This window comes from Wolbachia endosymbiont (group A) of Sphaerophoria taeniata, assembly GCF_947250735.1.
Lineage (GTDB): Bacteria > Pseudomonadota > Alphaproteobacteria > Rickettsiales > Anaplasmataceae > Wolbachia.
Genome location: NZ_OX366344.1, coordinates 688,588 through 708,196 on the forward strand (window position 1 = coordinate 688,588; position 19,609 = coordinate 708,196).

Consider the following 19,609-nt stretch of genomic DNA (forward strand, 5'->3'; position numbering starts at 1 on the left):
TAATCTCTCAGAATAAATAAATTCTACATTGTTACAAACGTGGATTTTGGGTATCATAGCCTATACTTTACTGTAACAATAACATGCCAGACGTAGTCACGAGATTCGCTCCATCGCCAACAGGGTTTTTGCACATTGGAGGGGCTCGTACTGCTTTATTTAATTGGCTCTATGCAAAGCATCATGGTGGCAGGTTTTTGCTAAGGATTGAGGACACCGACAGAAAACGTTTAAAACAAGAAGCAATTGATGCAATTATAGAAGGGCTAAAATGGCTCGGTGTGAGCTGTGATGGGGAAATAGTATATCAGTCAAAAAGAATAGAGCGGCATAAAGAAGTAGCAAACCTTTTAGTTGAGAAGGGTAGGGCGTATCACTGTTACTGCCCTGAAGATGAAGTTGCAGAAAAGAAAATAAAAGCAAGAGAAGAGGACAAGATATACAAGCATAAATGTACTACAAAACCTCCTTCTTGTCATCCCAGTGCTCGACACTGGGATCCAGAAAAAAATATGTGGTCACGCGCTGGAATGACATCGGGTGTGAGGTCAGTTATCCGTTTCAAAGTGCCAGACTCGCAAGAGATCGTCGTTGATGATAAAATATACGGCCAAATCAAAGTAAATAGCGACCAGCTTGATGATATAGTGATCTTACGCTCTGATAACACTCCAACATATATTTTTGCCGTGGTAGTTGACGATCATGATGCTGGAATAACTGATATAATACGCGGTTCTGACCATCTCACTAATACTTTTAAGCAATTGCTAATATACCAGGCTCTTGATTTTGATGTTCCACGTTTTGCGCATGTGCCGCTTATCCATGGGGAAGATGGGAATAAGCTATCCAAAAGGCATGGTGCCACAAGCGTTTGCGATTATGAAAAGATGGGAATATTGCCAAAAGCGATGCGTAATTACTTGCTGAGACTTGGCTGGAGTCACGGCAACGATGAGATTATTAGCGATGAGCAAGCAATAGAGTGGTTTAATTTAGAAAGTATTGGTCGTTCACCTGCACGGCTCGATTTCAAAAAACTGGAGCATTTGAATAACCACTATATTAGTAATATGAGCAATGAAGATATTCTGACTCTAATGCTTAGAGAAAATACTCTAACTGACAAAAAAAAGGGCTATTTACTGCAGGGACTGACAGAGCTGAAAAAAAGAGCAAACTACCTGACCGAATTATTGGATTTAGCAAAATTTTATATTCAAGATCCGCCACTTGATTTAAGTGAAGAAGCTTGTCAAATTGTCAAATCTAACCTCAATATAATTAAGTTACTCGCATCATTTCTGTCAAAGATCGGTGATGAAAATTGGAATAAGGGTTTTTTATCTTCTCAGATCAAGGAATGTGCAAAATCACATGATATGAAAATAAGCAGTGTATACCACTCATTACGTGCCCCTATAACTGGAGTAATGGATGCACCTGGAATCATCGATATCATGGTGATTCTTGGTAAAGACGAGTGTATAAGAAGGTTACAAGCAATTTAAATGAAATAAGAAAATTCCTTGACAAACTCCGCCAGCCCCCTTATTATGACAATAAGGGTATTTATGACTCAAAACTTGTTTTTGACCTGCAGGCTCAATGACAAAATTCAGTAAAAAACTCAGGGTATTTATTGGCGGATTACATAAAATTATAGCGGCTGCATGTCTTTTTTATTTTTTCTACATTCAGCCAAATCGCGCTTATTTTAAGCGTTAGCACATTATTACAGCGCCAGTTTAAATTATTATAGGGTCAAAACTCGCACCACGGGGCTTCTTTTGCCTTTTTTTCATTTGGTAAATTTCTTAAACATTTATAGCTAAACGACAACCGTCATCCCGCTACGTGTTAGCGGGATCTCTTGTTAGCGGATGAGATACCGCGAATGAATCGCGGTATGACGGTTCGCGGTGGAATGACGATAACTTCATCATTCCGCTATGTGTTAGCGGCTAAGAGATACCGCGGCAGTATGATGGTTAAGTAGGGTGTCATCCCAGTGTCAAGCACTGGGATGACAAAAAAGGGGCTACTCGGATGACAAAAAAAGGAGCACTGGGATGACAGCTAGCCTGACAACCGTCATCCCGCTGCTTGTTAGCGGGATCTAGAGATACCGTGGCGGGATGACGAGGATGCCGCCGCGAACTTTTCATTCCAGCGCGTGACGCTGGAATCTAGTCTTTATTATGCAGCCACTTATTTAAAGTTAAGTTTCCTGGATCCAAGTAGTCAAGCTACTCGGATGACACCTTGACAATCGTCATCCCGCTACTTGTTAGCGGGATCTATGTGAGATACCGTGAATAAATCACGGTATGACGTAGAAGCTATACTTTTATACTCACCAGCTCAGTGTCCAATCTGGATCCAAGTAGTCAGGGCACTGGGATGACAGGGGAAGGAGGCTACTTGAATGACATCCTACCTTGTGGACTCAAATCACAACGTTCATACAGTTATGGTGGTATGATATGGAAAAATCTCTAGCCATAAGACACAAAGCCTAATGGAAAAAACTGCGAACGCCAGTGAAAAACATAGCAATTTTATTTTCATTTGCAGCTTTTATCACATCTTGATCTTTCAGCGAGCCACCAGGCTGAATTATAGCTGTAATTCCATGTTTTGCACTTTCTACTATGCTATCTGGGAATGGAAAAAATGCATCTGAAGCAAGCACTGCACCTTTACATTTTTCACCTGCTTTTTTTACTGCAATGTTCACACTATCTATTCTGCTTGTTTGCCCTGCACCGATGCCAATAGCACAACCATCTTTTGCTATAACTATTGCGTTGGATTTCACATGTTTACATATTTTCCAGGCAAAAATAAGATCTTCCTTTTCTTTTTCTGTTGTAGTGCATTCTGTTACTTGTTCTGCTTTTATTGTGTGGTCATTATTTTCTTGCACCAAAAACCCACCAACAACATTTTTAGTTTGGTATTTCACATTTTGTTGGAAAGATTTATGAATAATCACTCTTAAATTTTTCTTTCTTTGCAAAATTTTTAGTGCTTCATTGCTGACTGAAGGTGCTATCACTACTTCCAAAAATATCTCGTTTAATTTTTCTGCTAGCTTTAAATCTATCTCCCGATTTAAAGCTACTATACCACCAAAACTGCTTACTTCATCACACGATAGGGCCTTTTCATATGCCTCCAAAGCATTATCACTAACAGCAGTGCCACATGGGTTATTGTGCTTTATTATCACTGCTGCAGGCTCTTTAAACTCAGAAATTATGTTAAGTGCGGACTCTATATCTACTATATTATTATAACTCAACTCTTTCCCATGTATTTTTTCTAGCGGATATTTGGTAAATTGATTACTATAAAATGCAGCTTTTTGATGGGGATTTTCACCATACCTGAGTTCTTGTACTTTATGTCCATATAGTGCAAAAAACTCTGGCAACTCATTATTTTTACTCTGGGATAAAAACCAACTGTGAATATTAGAATCATAGTGTGCAGTGAGAGCAAATGCTTTGGTTGCTAAATGTTTTCTATATTCCAATGTTGTTTCATTGTTATTTTTTATCATCTCAGCTTTTAGTGCTTCATAGTCTTGAATGCTAGAAATAACTGAAGTAAAACAAAAGTTTTTTGCTGCAGCTCTAATTAACGCCACTCCGCCGATATCAATTTGTTCTATAATTTGATCTTCATTTGAGCCGCTACTTACTGTCTCCCAAAATGGGTATAGGTTAGTCATAAGCAGGTCTATTGGCTCAACACCTAGATTTTGCATTTCCGTTTTGTGCTTTTCTCTATTGCAAAGTATTCCTCCATGAATTTTAGGGTGTAAAGTTTTTACTCTACCACCCAGTATCTCTGGAAATTGTGTGTAATCTGAGACCTCTTGTGTTTTTATTCCGGCATCAGATAGTGCTTTATAAGTATTTCCCGTTGAGAGAATTTCTATTTGTTGCTGCATTAAAAACGATGCAAGATCAATTATATTCGTTTTGTCGTATACTGATATTAAAGCTCTTTTTATTTTCATTTTTGTACGGAAAGTTTTTTAAGATTATATCTAACAAAAGGAAATTTAGCTATTACATTTCTAAACTAATTTAAAGCAGTCTATTCTATAAATTTTTTTACCATGCTTGATTTCAAGCCACGAATAAAATCTTCAATACTGCAAGGATTTCTCCCTTCCATTTGTACAACTTTAGGAATTAAAGTGCCACCTTTTAAACTTATGTGCATATTATCGTTAACAATCTTACCTTGTTCTGAAGCGAGAGCTTCAAAGTCAGCATCAAGTATCCTGATACGTTTATTCTCTATCTTGATGAACGCTTTTGGGTAAAACGCTTTAACCTTTCTATAAGCAACATCACAAGCATCACTTGCATAAATTTTATAGTCTTCCACTTTGTCAGCGTAACATGCATCATTATCGTTCTGTTTTAAGGGAACCTGTTTTTCAATTTCGTTTAGCACTTTCAGCAGTAAATCACTGCCTAATTCAGACAATTTATCATGCAATGTCTTGTAGTTATCGTTCTTTTCGATAAGAAATTTTTCCTGTTTTAAAATAGGGCCGGAATCTAATCCTTCATCCAATTGCATAATGCTAACCCCGGTTTCTTGATCTCCTGCTAAAATTGTGTGCTGTATCGGAGCTGCACCACGCCACCTTGGTAGTAATGAAGGATGAATATTAATACAACCATATTTAGGAATATTCAAAATTTTTCTTGGAAGTATCAATCCATACGCAGCAACAACTGCAACGTCTGGTTTGAAATTTCTAAATTTTTCTTGCTCTGCCAAAAACTTTAGAGAGATAGGAGTACATACCTCTATGTTACTTTCTTCAGCGATAACATGTACTGGAGATTTCATTGGCTTCTGTCCACGTCCTGAAGGTTTTGGAGCCTTGGTGTATACTGCTACCACTTCGCTCTTTGATTTCAGTAACAAGCTCAGAGAATTAACAGCAAATCCTGGTGATCCCATGAAAATAATTCTCATGGTGTTTTTGCTTTAAGAATTCTCCGCTAATTTACCACTTACAGCTTCTACTAATGTGGCAAAATCATCCTTATAATTAACGGCCATCTCAGCAAGAATTTTTCTATTTAAATCAATGCCGGCAAGTGTAAGACCATGCATAAACCTACCATAAGTAAGCCCATGCTCTCTTGCTGCTGCATTAATACGTATTATCCATAAGCTACGGAAATCACGTTTACGAGTTCTTCTGTCTCTATAAGCATATTGCAATGCTTTTTCAACTCTTTGTAATGCAATTCTATAACAACTTTTTGCGCGTCCTCTATAACCCTTTGCCAGTTTCAATATTTTTTTATGACGAGCGTGAGTAGTGACTCCACGTTTTACCCGAGCCATTTTATTTTACCTCCATTTTGTTAAATACCATAAGGCATATAAAGCTTAACTATACGCGAGTCAGATTTACCAAGAATCGTTGTACCGCGCTGATTACGAATATTAGATTTACTTCTCTTTACCATGCCATGCCTTTTGCCTGACTGAGTAGAAATGACTTTACCCTTAGCTGTAAGGTGAAAGCGCTTTTTAACAGAAGATTTGGTTTTTAATTTTATTCTCTTCATATTCCAAATAAATTTACAAACACTACTATTGAGTTCTTTAATAGTAATTAAGCATTAGTATAAATAATTTTATTAAAGAATCAAATTAAAATTGTATATTAAAGGAGTTTAAAAGTAATTACGCCCAATATGTGTGTTATACCTTCTTTATTCCCAAGTGGTAACAATACTTGCCTCATTTTAACACTTTCACTTTCTTCCTCTTCATTGATTGGGCATTTACTCTCTATTACAGCATCAAGTTTATCAATAACTGCATCTATTTTATATAGTCGCAAAAATGGTGCATCAATTGCATACTTATTATCAATGCGCGTCTTTTTCTCAAAACCATAGAATTCAACAGCCTTTTCTCCTGCATTTTCACAAATATAACCTTGATCCTTGACTTCAATGATAAAACAATGCTGCCATGACTCCATTATTTCTGCAGTGTCTATTTCGTGCCTTTCTGGCCAATCTCTGTCTGGTCCTTTTATGTCACTCCAGTGCTCAGTTACCACATTTGCTATTCTTTTTTCTTTGCCTACATAAATTTCCATTCCAATTTCCACATATAAAACACAGATATGAGGTAAATTTATCGTGAATATATTGATTTTTCCTTACCACAAGGTGCATATCACTAGAAGTTCTGAGATCTAGAGAGTGGTGGTATTGTAATTGATTTTATTTCCATTGCAGCTTATTATTCATGAATAATCTCAATAAAAATAATGAAGTTAAGTGAAATCAGAGAAAGATTTATAAAATTTTTTTTAAGTAATGACCACGAGCAGGTTTCTTCTTCTCCTTTGATTCCAGAACATGACCCAACGCTCATGTTCACAAATGCTGGTATGGTGCAGTTTAAAAATATTTTTACTGGTGCTCAAAAAACTGAAATGAAACGTGCTGTCTCAAGTCAAAAGTGCCTAAGAGCAGGCGGTAAACACAACGATCTTGAAAATGTTGGCTATACAACTCGGCATCACACATTTTTTGAAATGCTCGGAAATTTTGGCTTCGGTGATTACTTTAAGGAAACTGCAATAGAATTTGCGTGGAAATTTATCACTAAGGAGTTATCTCTTGATAAAAACAGACTATCCATAACCATCTACCATACTGATGATGAGGCGTACGAGATTTGGCGTAAGATAAGTGGCTTTTCAAGTGATAAAATCATAAGAATTACAACGGATGATAACTTTTGGAGTATGGGAAGCACTGGTCCATGCGGTCCATGTTCTGAAATTTTTTATGACCATGGGAGTCCTAATTTACAAGATGACGATAGAATTGTTGAAATCTGGAATCTGGTATTCATGGAGTTTAACAAAGATGAAGAAGGTAATTTACACAAATTGCCAAAAAAATGCATCGATACTGGAATGGGTCTTGAGAGAATAGCTACTGTAATGCAAAATGTCCATGATAACTATGATATTGATCTATTTTCTGCTCTGATCAATAAATCTCAAGAGTACTGTGGAAGAACGGAAAATAAAATAGCGCATAAGATCGTAGCAGATCATCTTCGCGCGGCTGCATTTCTCATCGCAGAAGGAGTGCTTCCTGGAAATGAGGGCAGAAATTACATATTACGCAGATTAATTAGGAGAGCCGCGCGTTATATCCACCTGCTTGGATATAATGATTCTCTACTCCATCGCATTTTTCCGGCGCTGATAGATAGCACGAGTTCGGCTTATATGGGAGATGTTTATCCTGAATTAGTCAGAGCCAAAAGCTTAATAGAAACGACGTTAAAATCAGAGGAAGAAAACTTTAAAGACACTTTGATGAAAGGTATCAATCTTCTGGAGAAATTCACTACAGATTTAAAATCGGGCGATACTTTACCTGGAGAATCAGCATTTAAGCTATATGACACCTATGGGTTTCCTTTGGATATTACACTTGATGTTTTAAAAGAGAAAAAAATAAATTTTGACCAGAAGGGTTTTGATGATGCAATGGGAGAACAAAAAGAGAGAGCACGTGCTAAATGGGCTGGATCTGGTGAAAAATCTGTTGAGCAAGTATGGTTTGATTTGATCAATAAATTTGGCAAAACAAAATTTGTTGGTTATGACTTCAATGAAGTAAGTGATGCGAAAATACTAGCTATAGTTTCCTCTAAAAATGAAGTAATTGATTCTGCAAAGGAGGGAGAAAAGATAACCATTATACTTGATAAAACACCTTTTTATGGCGAGTCAGGTGGACAGGTGGGGGATACTGGAAGTTTCATTGTCCCTTCTGTCATCCAAGTAGCGGACACTGGGATCCAGAAAGAAGAAAACACGTGGTCACGCGCTGGAATGAAGACAGATCGCATTGCTGGAAGTATGGTTATAGTCGAAAATACCAATAAGATTAATGACCTATGTTTGCACAGATGCATAGTTAAATTCGGCTCAATTTGTAAAGGTGATGTAGTTACAGCAAGCATCGACAAGGAAAGAAGGCAAACCTTAAGAAGAAATCATTCGGCTACGCATCTTCTGCACTTTGCATTGAGGAAAATCTTGGGTGATCATGTCACTCAAAAAGGTTCCCTAGTTGCACCAGATAGACTGAGATTCGACTTCAGCCATAACACTCAAGTAACTCAAGATCAGTTATTCTGGGTAGAGGATATGGTAAACTCTCTAATCAGAGAAAATCTTTCTGCATCTACAAAAATTCAAAGCATGAATCAGGCAATAGAAGAAGGAGCCATGGCGTTGTTTGGTGAAAAATATGGTGATCAGGTTAGAGTTGTAAATATTGGAGATTCGAAAGAGCTATGTGGTGGCACGCACGTTGAACATACTGGAGAAATCGGTTTATTTAAGATAGTAACAGAAAGTTCTGTTGCTTTTGGAGTGAGGAGAATTGAAGCTTTAACTGGTCAGGAAGCAATCAATTATGTACGTGATAATGAAATTAACTTAAAAAAAGTTGCAGAATTCGTAAAAGTGCCAGTAAGTGAAATAACAAGCAAATTAAGTGTTTTAAGTCAAGAACACAAAAAATCCGAAACCAAAATAAGAAACCTATATAAAAAGCTTGTGAGTGCAGAGGATATAAAAAGCACTGAAATAAATGGAATAAATTTTATAAGCCACACTTTCACTGATATTCCAGCAAATGTAATAAGAGAGTTTGTTTTGCAGCAACAAAAACCAAAAACGGTAATAGCTTTCACGACAACAGAAAAAGATAAAACAGTCTTGATTATTAAAGTAAGTAAAGACTTAATCAATAAAATTAGCGCAAAAGAACTAATATCAATAGCAGTTGAAAAGAACTGTGGTGGGAATGCTGAACTTGCACAAACAGGCTGTGATAGCAATAAAATAGATGATGCCATTACAGCTATTTATAGCAAAATAACCGCCTCTAAGCACTCTACGTCATACCGCCGCGGTATCTCTAGATCCCCCTAACACGTAGCGGGATGACGAGATGCTGCCGCGAACCGTCATACCGCCGCAGACCGTCATACCGCGATTCATTCGCGGTATCTCATCCGCTAACACGTAGCGGGATGACAGCAGTCCTACGTCATGCCACCGCGAACCGTCATACCGCCACAGACCGTCATACCGCGATTCATTCGCGGTATCTCATCCGCTAACACGTAGCGGGATGACAGCAGTCCTACGTCATGCCGCCGCGAACCGTCATACCGTGATTAATTCGCGGTATCTCATCCGCTAACACGTAGCGGGATGACAGCAGTCCTACGTCATGCCGCCGCGAACCGTCATACTGCCGCAGATCGTCATACCGCGATTCATTCGCGGTATCTCTTAGCATAGATCCCGCTAACAAGCAGCGGGATGACGGTTGTCATAGTGTCATGAAAGTAGCTGACACTGGTTTCCATCCAAGAGGGTGTCATCCGAGTAGCTTGACTACTTGGATCCAGAAAACTTAACTTTAAATAAGTGGCTGCATAATAAAGACTAGATTCCAGTGTCAAGCACTGGAATGACAAGAAGAGGGTACTTGGATAAGAGGCATTGCCCTTCTGGTAGGACCAAATCACAATGTTCGTACAGTTATGCGTTATGCGCTGGAATGACAACGTAAGGTGAATTTTTCAACATCCCAAAATTACAGAATTTAGTCTGTTTAATTAAGTGTGAACTGTTACACGAAAATTTTGTAAACAGATTAATATTCCCTGTTTTTGCTATTCATCTAAAAATGGAGCCATAGAGTACGTTGATGAGCATAAGCAAATTTTAATGCAAAAATTACTATCAGAAAATAGATTATGCAAGAGGTCTAATTATTCTGCCGCAATTTTGCTCTATCAAACTTGCCACATTTAATATTCCAGCTTCGTCATAATAATTTCCAATCACTTGCAAGGCAAGTGGTAAACCCTCATTGGAAAGCCCAACAGGAACAGAAATAGCAGGCAATCCTGCAAGGCTTGCTGGCACGGTAAACACATCATTGATGCACATAATTAGCGGATCTGGCTTTTCATTTAAGCCAAAAGCTTCTGTTGGAGCAGATGGCACAAGTATGTAATCTATTTTTTCAAACGCTTTTATAAAATCGTTTCTGATTAATGCTCTAATGCACTGCGCTTTTTCGTAATATTCATTATAATGACCTGAAGAAAGCGCATAAGCGCCAATTAAAATTCTTCTTTTCACCTCTTTACCAAAACCTTCTGCTCTTGTTAGTGAATACATTTCTTCAAGGGTATCAGCATCAACCCTTAATCCATAACGCACACCATCGTAACGAGTAAGATTGGATGAAGTTTCAGCAGAACAGATTAAATAATAGACCGGTATTGCATATTTAGTATGTGGCAGAGTAATGTCAACAACTTCAGCGCCATTTTCTTTTAAATAGGAAGCAACTCTTTCCCAATTATGAACTATTTCCTCTGAAATTCCATCCATCCTATATTCTTTTGGTATACCAATACACTTACCCTTGACATCACCATTTATAAAGCTAGAAAATTTAGGCACTGGCTTTTCGCTCGATATTGAATCTTTTTTATCATAGCCACAAATTGCTTCCAGCATTAATGCTGAATCAGAGACAGAACGAGTAATGACTCCTGCTTGATCCAGAGAACTCGCAAATGCAATCATACCAAAACGCGAGCATCTTCCATAAGTTGGCTTTATTCCAACTACTCCACAATAAGCTGCTGGTTGGCGTACAGATCCACCGGTGTCGCTTCCTAACGCTCCAGCGCATAAAAATCCAGCAACCGATGCTGCAGATCCACCAGATGATCCACCAGGAACAACTTTTTCCCCATCACTTTTTCTAATCCACACATTTTCAACAGGGCCAAAATAGCTGTTTGTGTTCGCAGAACCCATAGCAAATTCATCCATATTAAGCTTACCGAGCATGGCTGCTCCACTTTTTAAAAGCAAGTCAGACACCGTAGATTCGTAAGTCGGAACGAAATTTTCCAGCATTTTTGAGCATGCTGTTGTTTTTATTCCTTTTGTACAGAATAGATCTTTGATGCCAACTGGTATACCCATGAGCGGCGAGATTAAATCATCCTTTTGCCTAGAGAAATGTTCATCTGCAGCTTTAGCAGCTTTCATTGCTATCTCTGGGGTTTTTGTTATAAATGCATTTAATTTCTCATTTTCAACCGCACTGATGTGCGCCTCCACGAGTTCAACAGGGGAAAAACTCCTTTTTTTGAGCCCGTCGTGCATTTGTGTAATACTTAACTTTTTTAGTTCATTCATCAATATTTAATTTTTAGCAAGATGTTAATTATAACATGGCACGATAAAAAATCCATACATTTATAGTTACAGCTAGAAATATAGCTAAGAACCTGTACATAATTGATGCTCAGAGTGTAAAGAACGCAGATACTGCTGAAGAAAAAGGCTATGACGCTGGTAAAAAAATCTCAGGGCCATATCGCAGTTGATACTCAAGGTTTACCACATGCAATTTATGTAACAACTGCAGGAACAACTGACTGCAGCAGTGCTGTGAGAATGGTCAACAATGCAAAAGAAAACCTTTCTGGAGTTAAAAATATACTGGTTGATGCGGGCTATACAGGAGAGAATTTTGCAACTCAAATAAAAGATATTATTGGTGCAACTGTTGAAGTAATAAAGCGAAGTGAATTTGAACAGGCTCTTACAAAGTATACAAAAAACGTTTACAATCAACGTTCAACGTGATAAATTAAAGAAGGTTTATTCCTCGGTAGCTCAGTGGTAGAGCAGTTGGCTGTTAACCAATTGGTCGCTGGTTCGAATCCGGCCCGGGGAGCTCTTCTCTGTGAAATTCTAGTGTTAATCTTATATGGGCATTAAATCAGTTGTCTTATGTATACTAGATGGCTGGGGAAATGGAGTAGAAAGCAGTAAATATAATGCTATTAGCAACGCAAATCCACCCTGTTGGCAATATATTAGCTCTAATTATCCAAAATGCAGCTTATCTGCTTGTGGTGCTGATGTGGGGTTACCTGGTGGTCAAATAGGTAATTCAGAAGTTGGCCATATGAATATTGGCAGTGGTAGAGTAGTAATGCAAAGCCTTCAGCGCATTAATCAAGAGATTGGAACAATAGAAAACAATGCAAATCTACAAAGCTTTATTAGTAATCTAAAAAATAAGAACGGAGTATGCCATATAATGGGATTAGTGTCAGATGGCGGTGTTCATTCGCATCAAAAGCATATTTCGATTTTAGCAAATAAAATATCACAGCATGGAATCAAAGTGGTGATACATGCATTTTTAGATGGCAGAGACACATTACCAAATTCAGGAAAAAAATGCATTCAAGAATTTATAAAGAGTATAAAGGGAAATGACATAAGAATTGCTACTGTTTCTGGGCGTTACTATGCTATGGACCGTGATAACAGGTGGGAGAGAACAATTGAAGCTTATGAGGCTATCGCATTTGCAAAGGCACCTAGTCATGATAATGCAGTATCGTTGATTGATGAAAATTATCAAAATAACATAACTGATGAGTTTATCAGGCCCGCAGTAATAGGTGACTATCAAGGTATAAAACCAGAAGATGGAGTGCTATTGGCTAACTTTCGTGCTGATCGAATGATACAATTAGCAAGTATTTTACTAAACCAATCAGGTGTCATTCCAGCGCGTGACGCTGGAATCTATGGTCAAACTACTCGTACGACAGAAGGTCGTAAACGAAAACCATTTTCTTCAATTCTAAGTATGATGAAGTATAAAGAAGATCTTAAAATTCCTTATATTTTTCCTCCTATATCTTTTGCTAACACTTTAGGACAAACAATAGAAGACAATAAATTGCAACAATTACGCATCGCCGAAACCGAAAAATACGCTCATGTGACTTTCTTTTTCAATTGTGGAAAAGAAGAACCTTTCTCTGGTGAAGAAAGAATACTCATTCCCTCACCAAAAGTTCAAACTTATGATTTGCAGCCCGAAATGTCAGCCTTCAAGCTCACAGAAAAGCTTGTAGAAAAAATTCACTCCCAAGAATTTGCACTGATAGTTGTAAATTACGCTAATCCTGATATGGTAGGGCATACAGGTAATATAAAAGCAGCCGAGAAAGCTGTGCTAGCTGTAGATGATTGTCTTGCGAAAGTGCTGAGTGCTGTTAAAAAGTCAAGCAACACTGCATTAATTGTTACTGCAGACCATGGTAATGTGGAATGTATGTTCGATGAAGAAAATAATACACCTCATACAGCGCACACTCTAAATAAAGTGCCATTTATTGTGTCTTGCGATAATCTAAAACTAAGAGACGGAAGATTATCTGATATCGCTCCCACTATTTTACAGCTACTTGGAATTAAGAAACCGGATGAAATGACAGGCAGTTCGTTGATTTCTTGCATTACCCTCTGTCATTCCAGCTAGGCAGCGTCATGCGCTGGCAAATAGATGTGTTTTAACTTAACCCAACTTTTAAATTTTTCGCTGTTAGTACTAATGATTCATTAAAGAAGCTGTCTATATCACCAATATTACCTATACTTTTTGTACTGATAGATTGGTCAATTCTTTTAACTAGATTAGATAAAACTTTATTAGGGCCAATTTCAACAAATTTGTTAATGCCACGGCTTGCCATATACAAAACCATTTCTCTCCATTTCACTCTGCTTATGACTTGTTTAGCAAGTAAAGCTTTTATAACTTTGGGATCACTCTCCTCTTTAGCTGTAACATTTGATATCAAAGGAACTATAGGACGGGTTATTTTAATACCCTCCAAAAATTCCAAAACTTTTTCATCAGCAGGTTTCATAAGAGATGAGTGAAAAGGTCCACTAACCTGTAACTTAACTAATCTCTTGATGTTCAAGTTCTTGAGCAAATCGGGTAATATTTCAAGACCCTCTCTAGTACCACTTATAACCACTTGTCCGCCACCGTTATCGTTTGCAATTTCACAAATTCCGTCAATTTGAACTGATTTCAATATATCTTCCACTTCATTTATCTCTGCTCCAAGCAACGCAACCATTCCACCTTCACATTTCAAAGAAGCTTCATGCATTGCTTCGCTGCGAACTTTCAGCAGCTTGATTGCAGACTCAAGAGTCAATGCCCCTGCAGCACATAGCGCTGTATATTCACCGACTGAATGCCCACAAACATATTTAACATTATGACCAGAAAAAAGAGATTCACCAAACACATGCTCGATAACACGTAGCGTCGCGATTGACACTGCCATTATAGCTGGCTGAGCGTTTTCTGTAATGGTTAATTCTTCAATAGGACCGTTGAAGATTAAATGAGACAGCTTTCTACCCAATATGCTATCCACTTCATTAAATACTTGTCTTGCAACGGAAAACTCACTATATAAGCTCTTTCCCATTCCTACAAACTGAGAGCCCTGACCAGGGAAAGCAAAAATCATGATAACTATTATTTATTCCTTATTAAGTATAACATTTTATTTATTTTTTGTCAATATTTTAGAATAATGATTGACTTAGTGAATTAAGTTCACTAGAATATTAACTGACTAAAAGTTTATAAGCAACAATGGCAGAAATTGATTATCATAAGGTTACTATAGTCATGACAGATGGTCAAGAGTTTGAAACTCGTTCCACTTATGGAAAGGAAGGTGATAAGATAAAACTTGATAGGGATCCTCTCACTCACCCTGCATGGACTGGAAGTTTGACAAGCGGGTCAGCAAGTAAAACTAGCAAATTAGCTAAGTTTAACGATAAATATGGGGATATTTTCTAGTTTTTCGCTTCTTTTTCAGAGTGAAGCATGCATAAATACAAAAATATAGGCTATATCGCTTCTGAGTCACCAAAATCGCAGGAAGTATCTAAACTATTAAAGAAACTTAATTTTATCAATATAACAGAAGAAAATAAGTCCGAAATCGATCTACTGATAGTTGTTGGCGGTGATGGCTTTATGCTACGCACCTTGCATAATTACGTTATAGAAAACAAAAACACACACGTATACGGAGTAAACACTGGCAATGTTGGGTTTTTGATGAATAAATGCTTTAGCCGCAGTGAAGATTTAATTGATCATATAGAGCACGCAACTTCAACTCAGTTAACTTTACTAAAAATGGAAGCAACAGACACAAGTGGCAAGAAATACCACTATATAGCGGTAAACGAAGTATATGTTTTTAGGAAAGCAAACCAAATAGTAGAGATGAATATTACTATTAATGATAAACTAAAAGTAGAAAAATTTAGAGGGGATGGAGTAATATTATCTACTCCCACAGGCAGCACTGCATATAACTTCTCTGCCGGTGGCCCAATCTTGCCACTAAATTCAAACTTACTTGCACTGACCTCCATCAATAGCTATTACCCAAGGCATTGGAATGGAGCACTAATCTCAAATGATACGATCGTACAAATTGACATTAACGACACAAAAAATCGTCCAGCGCTTGTAGTATCAGATTATAAAGAATTTCATGATATATCACAGATAAAAATACAAAAAGACCATGAAAACACAATAACTTTGCTCTTTGACAAAGATTACCCTCTGAATGAAAGGATCTTTGATAGACAATTTCTATACTAATAATTATCCGGTATCTGTTCAGATGCATGGCTAATGTACAAATACTGAAACAAAAATTCCAGTGCTCCCTTTCTTGTCATCCCAGTGCTTGACACTGGGATCCAGATTGGGCACTAAGTTGGTAAACACGAAAGCGCTTTACAACGTTTTTGATGGAACTGTGTGAAAGGACTGGATGCCAGTGTCAGCTACTTGCATGACACCCATTTGTTCCTATAGTTGTCTTTTCTCGTCTACCTTATTTTGCCACTCTGCTAAGCAGATATATTATCTGTAAATTGGTATTTACTACATCTTAATAACTATAGCGTAATCAACACAACATAGTAATTAATTTTGGAGTAAATATGCCAGGAACACAAGATCAAGATACAGTAAAACCACTTTCTTATACACCAATAGGTAAAGATGACGGGACGAAGCCAGGAATTCCACCAATACCAGCACTTAGGACAAGTACTCCCAAACAAGCATCGCTTGAAGGAGCAGAAAATTTTACCTCAGATACACTATCACCAACAGCAAGTTTAGGTTTAGGAGGATCATCTGATAATGGATCAGAAGAACCTATTTGTGCAACTATAAACCCAGATACAAAATCTTCGAAAAAGAGTTTAGACAGTGGAATAGATAATCAAAGCTCAGGAATGAAAAGATCAGTTTCACAAGAAACGGAATTTAGTGACCCTTGGGATTCTGATAAAACTCTCGAAAACCTAAAAGAAGAGTTCAGTACAGAATATAGTACAGGTGAAATGAATTCAAAAACTTCCTTAATCAATTCACAAAAGAAAGCAAACAGATCCTGGCCAAGAGCAAAGTATGCCATGCAGCAGAAGGGCTTTATAATTTTTACTGCCACTGCTATTATACTCAGCACATCTGCAGCTTTAGTATATTTACAAGATAAAGCAAAATTTATTGCATTTTTTACAAACAGCCCAAAATATATCACTATACCAGTTATCGCACTTGCTGCGTTGCTTGTAATTAGTCCAATATTTTTTGCAATAAAACAGTTTAGAAATACTGAAGAACATCACATTCAAAAAGAAGATGCGAATGAAATTTTAGCTAATGTGTTGGAGCATCAGCCAAAAAATAAAGCTATAAAATCTGTAAGACTGGAATATAGCAATGGCACTCATTCAAATTTTGTACTTAATGCTTGGGAAGCTAAAAACAACTTCATTAACATTGACGAAAAAGCAGTTGGTAGAACTAATAAAATAGAATCAGTAATTAACAATAGGCCACTATTTACTGCATTACTGACCGGTGTAGTTGCTGCAAATATAGCACTTCCTTTATTGCTGTACGCGGAAGGTGGTGTTAATAATATACAAAAATTTTACCAAAACCCTTTGACTAATAACATAGGATTATCATTACTTATAGGTTCTGGTATACTTGCATTATCAATTATATGTCTTGGCGTGCATTATTATAGAAAAACAAATTGCACTAACCTTATATATTCTCAGGAAAAGATTGACACTGAAAGCGTTAACAAGAAATTCATTGAAGAAATAAAACAAGAAAGAACAAAGGTTCTTGGAGAAAACCACAGTAAAGACGCTAAACGCAACAGCTTAACGCTTGAGCAAGTTGTAGTCCAATCTCATAATTGTAAGGATGTTGTTTATAGTGTCGGTTAATAAAATGCATGATATAGCTAGTGCAACCCTACGTCATACCGCCGCAGAATAATTAACCGTCATACCGCCGCGGTATCTCAGCCGCTAACAAGAGATCCCGCTAACACGTAGCGGGATGACGAATATACCGCCGCGGTATCTCTTAGCCGCTAACAAGTAGCGGGATACTTAACCATCGTCTACACCGTCATACCGCCGCGGTATCTCAGCCGCTAACAAGAGATCCCGCTAACACGTAGCGGGATGACGAATATACCGTCGCGGTATCTCTTAGCCGCTAACAAGTAGCGGGATACTTAACCATCATCTACACCGTCATACCGCCGCGGTATCTCAGCCGCTAACAAGAGATCCCGCTAACACGTAGCGGGATGACGAATATACCGCCGCGGTATCTCTTAGCCGCTAACAAGTAGCGGGATACTTAACCATCATCTACACCGTCATACCGCCGCGGTATCTCAGCCGCTAACAAGAGATCCCGCTAACACGTAGCGGGATGACGAATATACCGCTGCGGTATCTCTTAGCCGCTAACAAGTAGCGGGATACTTAACCATCATCTACACCGTCATACCGCCGCGATATCTCAGCCGCTAACAAGAGATCCCGCTAACAAGCAGCGGGATGACGAATATACCGTCGCGGTATCTCTTAGCCGCTAACAAGTAGCGGGATGACGGTTGTCGTTTAGCTACAAACGTTAAGAAATTTACTAAACGAAAAAAAAGGCAAAAGAAGCCCTAGTCATTGTCTATTTTCAGTATTGGCGTTTTTTAAGCCTTAAACACTGCAATTTAGCTGCTTTTAAATGCAACTAACCTTAGTTTAAATGTTTAAGAAATTTACCAAGCAGAAAAAAAGGCAAAAGAAACCCCGTGGTAATTAGTGTTCACTCTCTAATCCTGCAAATTGGCGTACTATACTGTCTTAAACGACTTATAAGCGCGTTTCAGCTTATGTAGGTAAAAACCCAGAAATGTTGTGAAGACATAAGGTGCACATAGTGCAAAAAATTAAAAATAAGACGCCAACTACGTTGTTTTTTTGCTGTTTAATCTGCACAGATGAAGATAACTGAATACCTTCAGTTTCATGATAAGGGCGCTGGCGGAGTTTGTCAAGCAAGTTTTTTCGTTTCTACTTGGGTAACATCTTTGTGTTTTAGGCAACTGCCTTCGAAAACAGATGCCCCGGGTTATTCCAGATTTACTCACTTTCTTTCCCGTGAATTCCCTTTGAAGTCGAGTATTGAAAATTGACTGGAGAGTTGTGGATTACTTTGTATATGTCATAACAAGCCATGGCACTCTCGGCAAAACCACTTAATATTAACTTTAGTTTGCCTGAATAAGTAGCTATATCTCCGATTGCATATATTCTATCTCTACTGGTTCTAAGTGTAGCTGGGTCGACAATTATGCGGCCATGTTCTAACTCTATACACCAACTGTTTATTGGACCAAGATTCATTGACAATCCAAAAAATGGCAGCAAAGAATCAGCGGATATTTCTTTTTCTTCCTTAGAGGCAATGTTTTTTACTATCACTGCGCTCAACTGCCCATTACCTCCTGCTAGTTCGTGTAATTGATATGGCATTACCAGTTCTATCTTTCCATCATTTTCAAGTGATTCTAATTTATTTCTAGTTTCAGGAGTGCAGCGAAATTCCTTTCTTCTATGTATCACATAAATTTTCTTTGCAACTTTAGAAAGTTCTACAGTCCAATCAGCTGCAGAATCACCCCCCCCTGCAATGACTATAGTTTTGTCCTGAAAATCAGAAATTTTATTTACACTGTAAAATACAGATTGATTTTCATATTCTAATATACCACTTAAGGGTGGACGGTTAGGTTCAAACATTCCGTTACCTGCAGCAACAATAACAGCCTTACATTTTACCTCTGTACCTGTGTTAGTTATGATAGTAAAGTTTTGATCACAGTTATTCGAAATCTTTTCCACTTTTTGACTTAAATGGTAAACAGGCTCAAATGGTGAAGCTTGCTCCATTAATTGCTCAATTAATTTTTGGGCAGTAATTACAGGATAACCAGGTATATCATATATTGGCTTTTCTGGGTAAAGAGCTGTGCATTGTCCTCCTGCTTGATCCAAAACATCTATTATATGACATCTCATATCAAGCATTCCCGCTTGAAAAGCAGTGAATATTCCAATAGGCCCTGCACCTATTATTACTATATCGGTTTTCATATTCAGATGGTAATCTATTTATAGATATTAGCTTTCTTCGCTAATAAGGTCAATTTACAAAGG

General features: G+C 37.8%; 15 protein-coding genes, 1 tRNA gene and 1 pseudogene. 9 read left to right on the plus strand and 8 right to left on the minus strand.

Annotated features, from left to right (window positions below):
* Window positions 1–83: 83 nt before the first annotated feature.
* Both gltX and OOK84_RS03455 read left to right on the plus strand, forming a co-directional pair.
* Window positions 84–1,514 (plus strand): glutamate--tRNA ligase, encoded by a 1,431-nt coding sequence (gene gltX / locus OOK84_RS03450; RefSeq protein ID WP_264730964.1) that lies wholly within the window; start codon window positions 84–86, stop codon window positions 1,512–1,514.
* Between the two features lie 856 nt (window positions 1,515–2,370).
* Window positions 2,371–2,505, plus strand: coding sequence for a hypothetical protein (locus tag OOK84_RS03455; protein ID WP_264730966.1), 135 nt, complete (start codon window positions 2,371–2,373; stop codon window positions 2,503–2,505).
* Window positions 2,506–2,521: 16 nt separating this feature from the next.
* Here the strand turns inward: OOK84_RS03455 and purH are convergent, their stop codons facing one another.
* From purH to OOK84_RS03480, 5 genes are all read right to left on the minus strand, one after another.
* Entirely contained in the window at window positions 2,522–4,033 is a 1,512-nt protein-coding gene (gene purH, locus OOK84_RS03460) for a bifunctional phosphoribosylaminoimidazolecarboxamide formyltransferase/IMP cyclohydrolase (RefSeq protein ID WP_264730968.1), read from the minus strand.
* A gap of 80 nt (window positions 4,034–4,113) precedes the next feature.
* Window positions 4,114–5,013: a methionyl-tRNA formyltransferase gene (gene fmt / locus OOK84_RS03465; RefSeq protein ID WP_264730970.1), complete on the minus strand. Its 900-nt coding sequence runs from the start codon at window positions 5,011–5,013 to the stop codon at window positions 4,114–4,116.
* Between the two features lie 12 nt (window positions 5,014–5,025).
* Window positions 5,026–5,391, minus strand: coding sequence for a 50S ribosomal protein L20 (gene rplT / locus OOK84_RS03470; protein WP_264730972.1), 366 nt, complete (start codon window positions 5,389–5,391; stop codon window positions 5,026–5,028).
* A 20-nt stretch (window positions 5,392–5,411) separates the two neighbouring features.
* Window positions 5,412–5,618: a 50S ribosomal protein L35 gene (rpmI, locus tag OOK84_RS03475; RefSeq protein ID WP_064125368.1), complete on the minus strand. Its 207-nt coding sequence runs from the start codon at window positions 5,616–5,618 to the stop codon at window positions 5,412–5,414.
* 98 nt (window positions 5,619–5,716) lie between these two features.
* Window positions 5,717–6,160, minus strand: coding sequence for a PAS domain-containing protein (locus OOK84_RS03480; RefSeq protein WP_253309455.1), 444 nt, complete (start codon window positions 6,158–6,160; stop codon window positions 5,717–5,719).
* A 174-nt stretch (window positions 6,161–6,334) separates the two neighbouring features.
* Between OOK84_RS03480 and alaS the strand changes: the two genes are divergently transcribed.
* Window positions 6,335–9,034, plus strand: coding sequence for an alanine--tRNA ligase (gene alaS / locus OOK84_RS03485; RefSeq protein WP_264730974.1), 2,700 nt, complete (start codon window positions 6,335–6,337; stop codon window positions 9,032–9,034).
* An 834-nt stretch (window positions 9,035–9,868) separates the two neighbouring features.
* Here alaS and gatA read toward each other — a convergent pair.
* Entirely contained in the window at window positions 9,869–11,338 is a 1,470-nt protein-coding gene (gatA, locus tag OOK84_RS03490; protein WP_264730976.1) for an Asp-tRNA(Asn)/Glu-tRNA(Gln) amidotransferase subunit GatA, read from the minus strand.
* A gap of 89 nt (window positions 11,339–11,427) precedes the next feature.
* Between gatA and OOK84_RS03495 the strand changes: the two are divergent.
* From OOK84_RS03495 to gpmI, 3 genes and pseudogenes are all read left to right on the plus strand, one after another.
* Window positions 11,428–11,743 (plus strand): annotated as a pseudogene (locus OOK84_RS03495) (transposase); the annotation flags it as partial.
* A gap of 67 nt (window positions 11,744–11,810) precedes the next feature.
* Window positions 11,811–11,882 (plus strand) — tRNA-Asn (locus OOK84_RS03500).
* Window positions 11,883–11,915: 33 nt separating this feature from the next.
* Window positions 11,916–13,490, plus strand: a complete 1,575-nt coding sequence (gpmI, locus tag OOK84_RS03505) for a 2,3-bisphosphoglycerate-independent phosphoglycerate mutase (protein ID WP_264730978.1) — start codon at window positions 11,916–11,918, stop codon at window positions 13,488–13,490.
* A 31-nt stretch (window positions 13,491–13,521) separates the two neighbouring features.
* Here the strand turns inward: gpmI and fabD are convergent, their stop codons facing one another.
* Window positions 13,522–14,502 (minus strand): ACP S-malonyltransferase, encoded by a 981-nt coding sequence (fabD, locus tag OOK84_RS03510; RefSeq protein WP_264730980.1) that lies wholly within the window; start codon window positions 14,500–14,502, stop codon window positions 13,522–13,524.
* A gap of 128 nt (window positions 14,503–14,630) precedes the next feature.
* Between fabD and rpmE the strand changes: the two genes are divergently transcribed.
* The 3 genes from rpmE (at window position 14,631) to OOK84_RS03525 (ending at window position 17,323) form a co-directional block, all read left to right on the plus strand.
* Window positions 14,631–14,843: a 50S ribosomal protein L31 gene (gene rpmE, locus OOK84_RS03515; protein WP_253309449.1), complete on the plus strand. Its 213-nt coding sequence runs from the start codon at window positions 14,631–14,633 to the stop codon at window positions 14,841–14,843.
* Between the two features lie 27 nt (window positions 14,844–14,870).
* Window positions 14,871–15,665 carry an NAD kinase gene (locus OOK84_RS03520; RefSeq protein WP_264730981.1) on the plus strand — a complete coding sequence of 265 codons (795 nt, stop codon included), beginning with the start codon at window positions 14,871–14,873 and terminating at the stop codon, window positions 15,663–15,665.
* 347 nt (window positions 15,666–16,012) lie between these two features.
* Entirely contained in the window at window positions 16,013–17,323 is a 1,311-nt protein-coding gene (locus OOK84_RS03525; protein WP_264730983.1) for a hypothetical protein, read from the plus strand.
* A gap of 1,209 nt (window positions 17,324–18,532) precedes the next feature.
* Here the strand turns inward: OOK84_RS03525 and OOK84_RS03530 are convergent.
* Entirely contained in the window at window positions 18,533–19,546 is a 1,014-nt protein-coding gene (locus tag OOK84_RS03530) for an NAD(P)/FAD-dependent oxidoreductase (RefSeq protein WP_264730985.1), read from the minus strand.
* Window positions 19,547–19,609 lie beyond the last annotated feature (63 nt).

Bases quoted from the DNA above. Each gene is read 5' to 3' on its own strand.
- gltX (WP_264730964.1), top strand. From the start codon at position 84: ATGCCAGACGTAGTCACGAGATTCGCTCCATCGCCAACAGGGTTTTTG.
- purH (WP_264730968.1), bottom strand. From the start codon at position 4,033: ATGAAAATAAAAAGAGCTTTAATATCAGTATACGACAAAACGAATATA.
- fmt (WP_264730970.1), bottom strand. From the start codon at position 5,013: ATGAGAATTATTTTCATGGGATCACCAGGATTTGCTGTTAATTCTCTG.
- rplT (WP_264730972.1), bottom strand. From the start codon at position 5,391: ATGGCTCGGGTAAAACGTGGAGTCACTACTCACGCTCGTCATAAAAAA.
- rpmI (WP_064125368.1), bottom strand. From the start codon at position 5,618: ATGAAGAGAATAAAATTAAAAACCAAATCTTCTGTTAAAAAGCGCTTT.
- OOK84_RS03480 (WP_253309455.1), bottom strand. From the start codon at position 6,160: ATGGAAATTTATGTAGGCAAAGAAAAAAGAATAGCAAATGTGGTAACT.
- alaS (WP_264730974.1), top strand. From the start codon at position 6,335: ATGAAGTTAAGTGAAATCAGAGAAAGATTTATAAAATTTTTTTTAAGT.
- gatA (WP_264730976.1), bottom strand. From the start codon at position 11,338: ATGAATGAACTAAAAAAGTTAAGTATTACACAAATGCACGACGGGCTC.
- gpmI (WP_264730978.1), top strand. From the start codon at position 11,916: ATGGGCATTAAATCAGTTGTCTTATGTATACTAGATGGCTGGGGAAAT.
- fabD (WP_264730980.1), bottom strand. From the start codon at position 14,502: ATGATTTTTGCTTTCCCTGGTCAGGGCTCTCAGTTTGTAGGAATGGGA.
- rpmE (WP_253309449.1), top strand. From the start codon at position 14,631: ATGGCAGAAATTGATTATCATAAGGTTACTATAGTCATGACAGATGGT.
- OOK84_RS03520 (WP_264730981.1), top strand. From the start codon at position 14,871: ATGCATAAATACAAAAATATAGGCTATATCGCTTCTGAGTCACCAAAA.
- OOK84_RS03525 (WP_264730983.1), top strand. From the start codon at position 16,013: ATGCCAGGAACACAAGATCAAGATACAGTAAAACCACTTTCTTATACA.
- OOK84_RS03530 (WP_264730985.1), bottom strand. From the start codon at position 19,546: ATGAAAACCGATATAGTAATAATAGGTGCAGGGCCTATTGGAATATTC.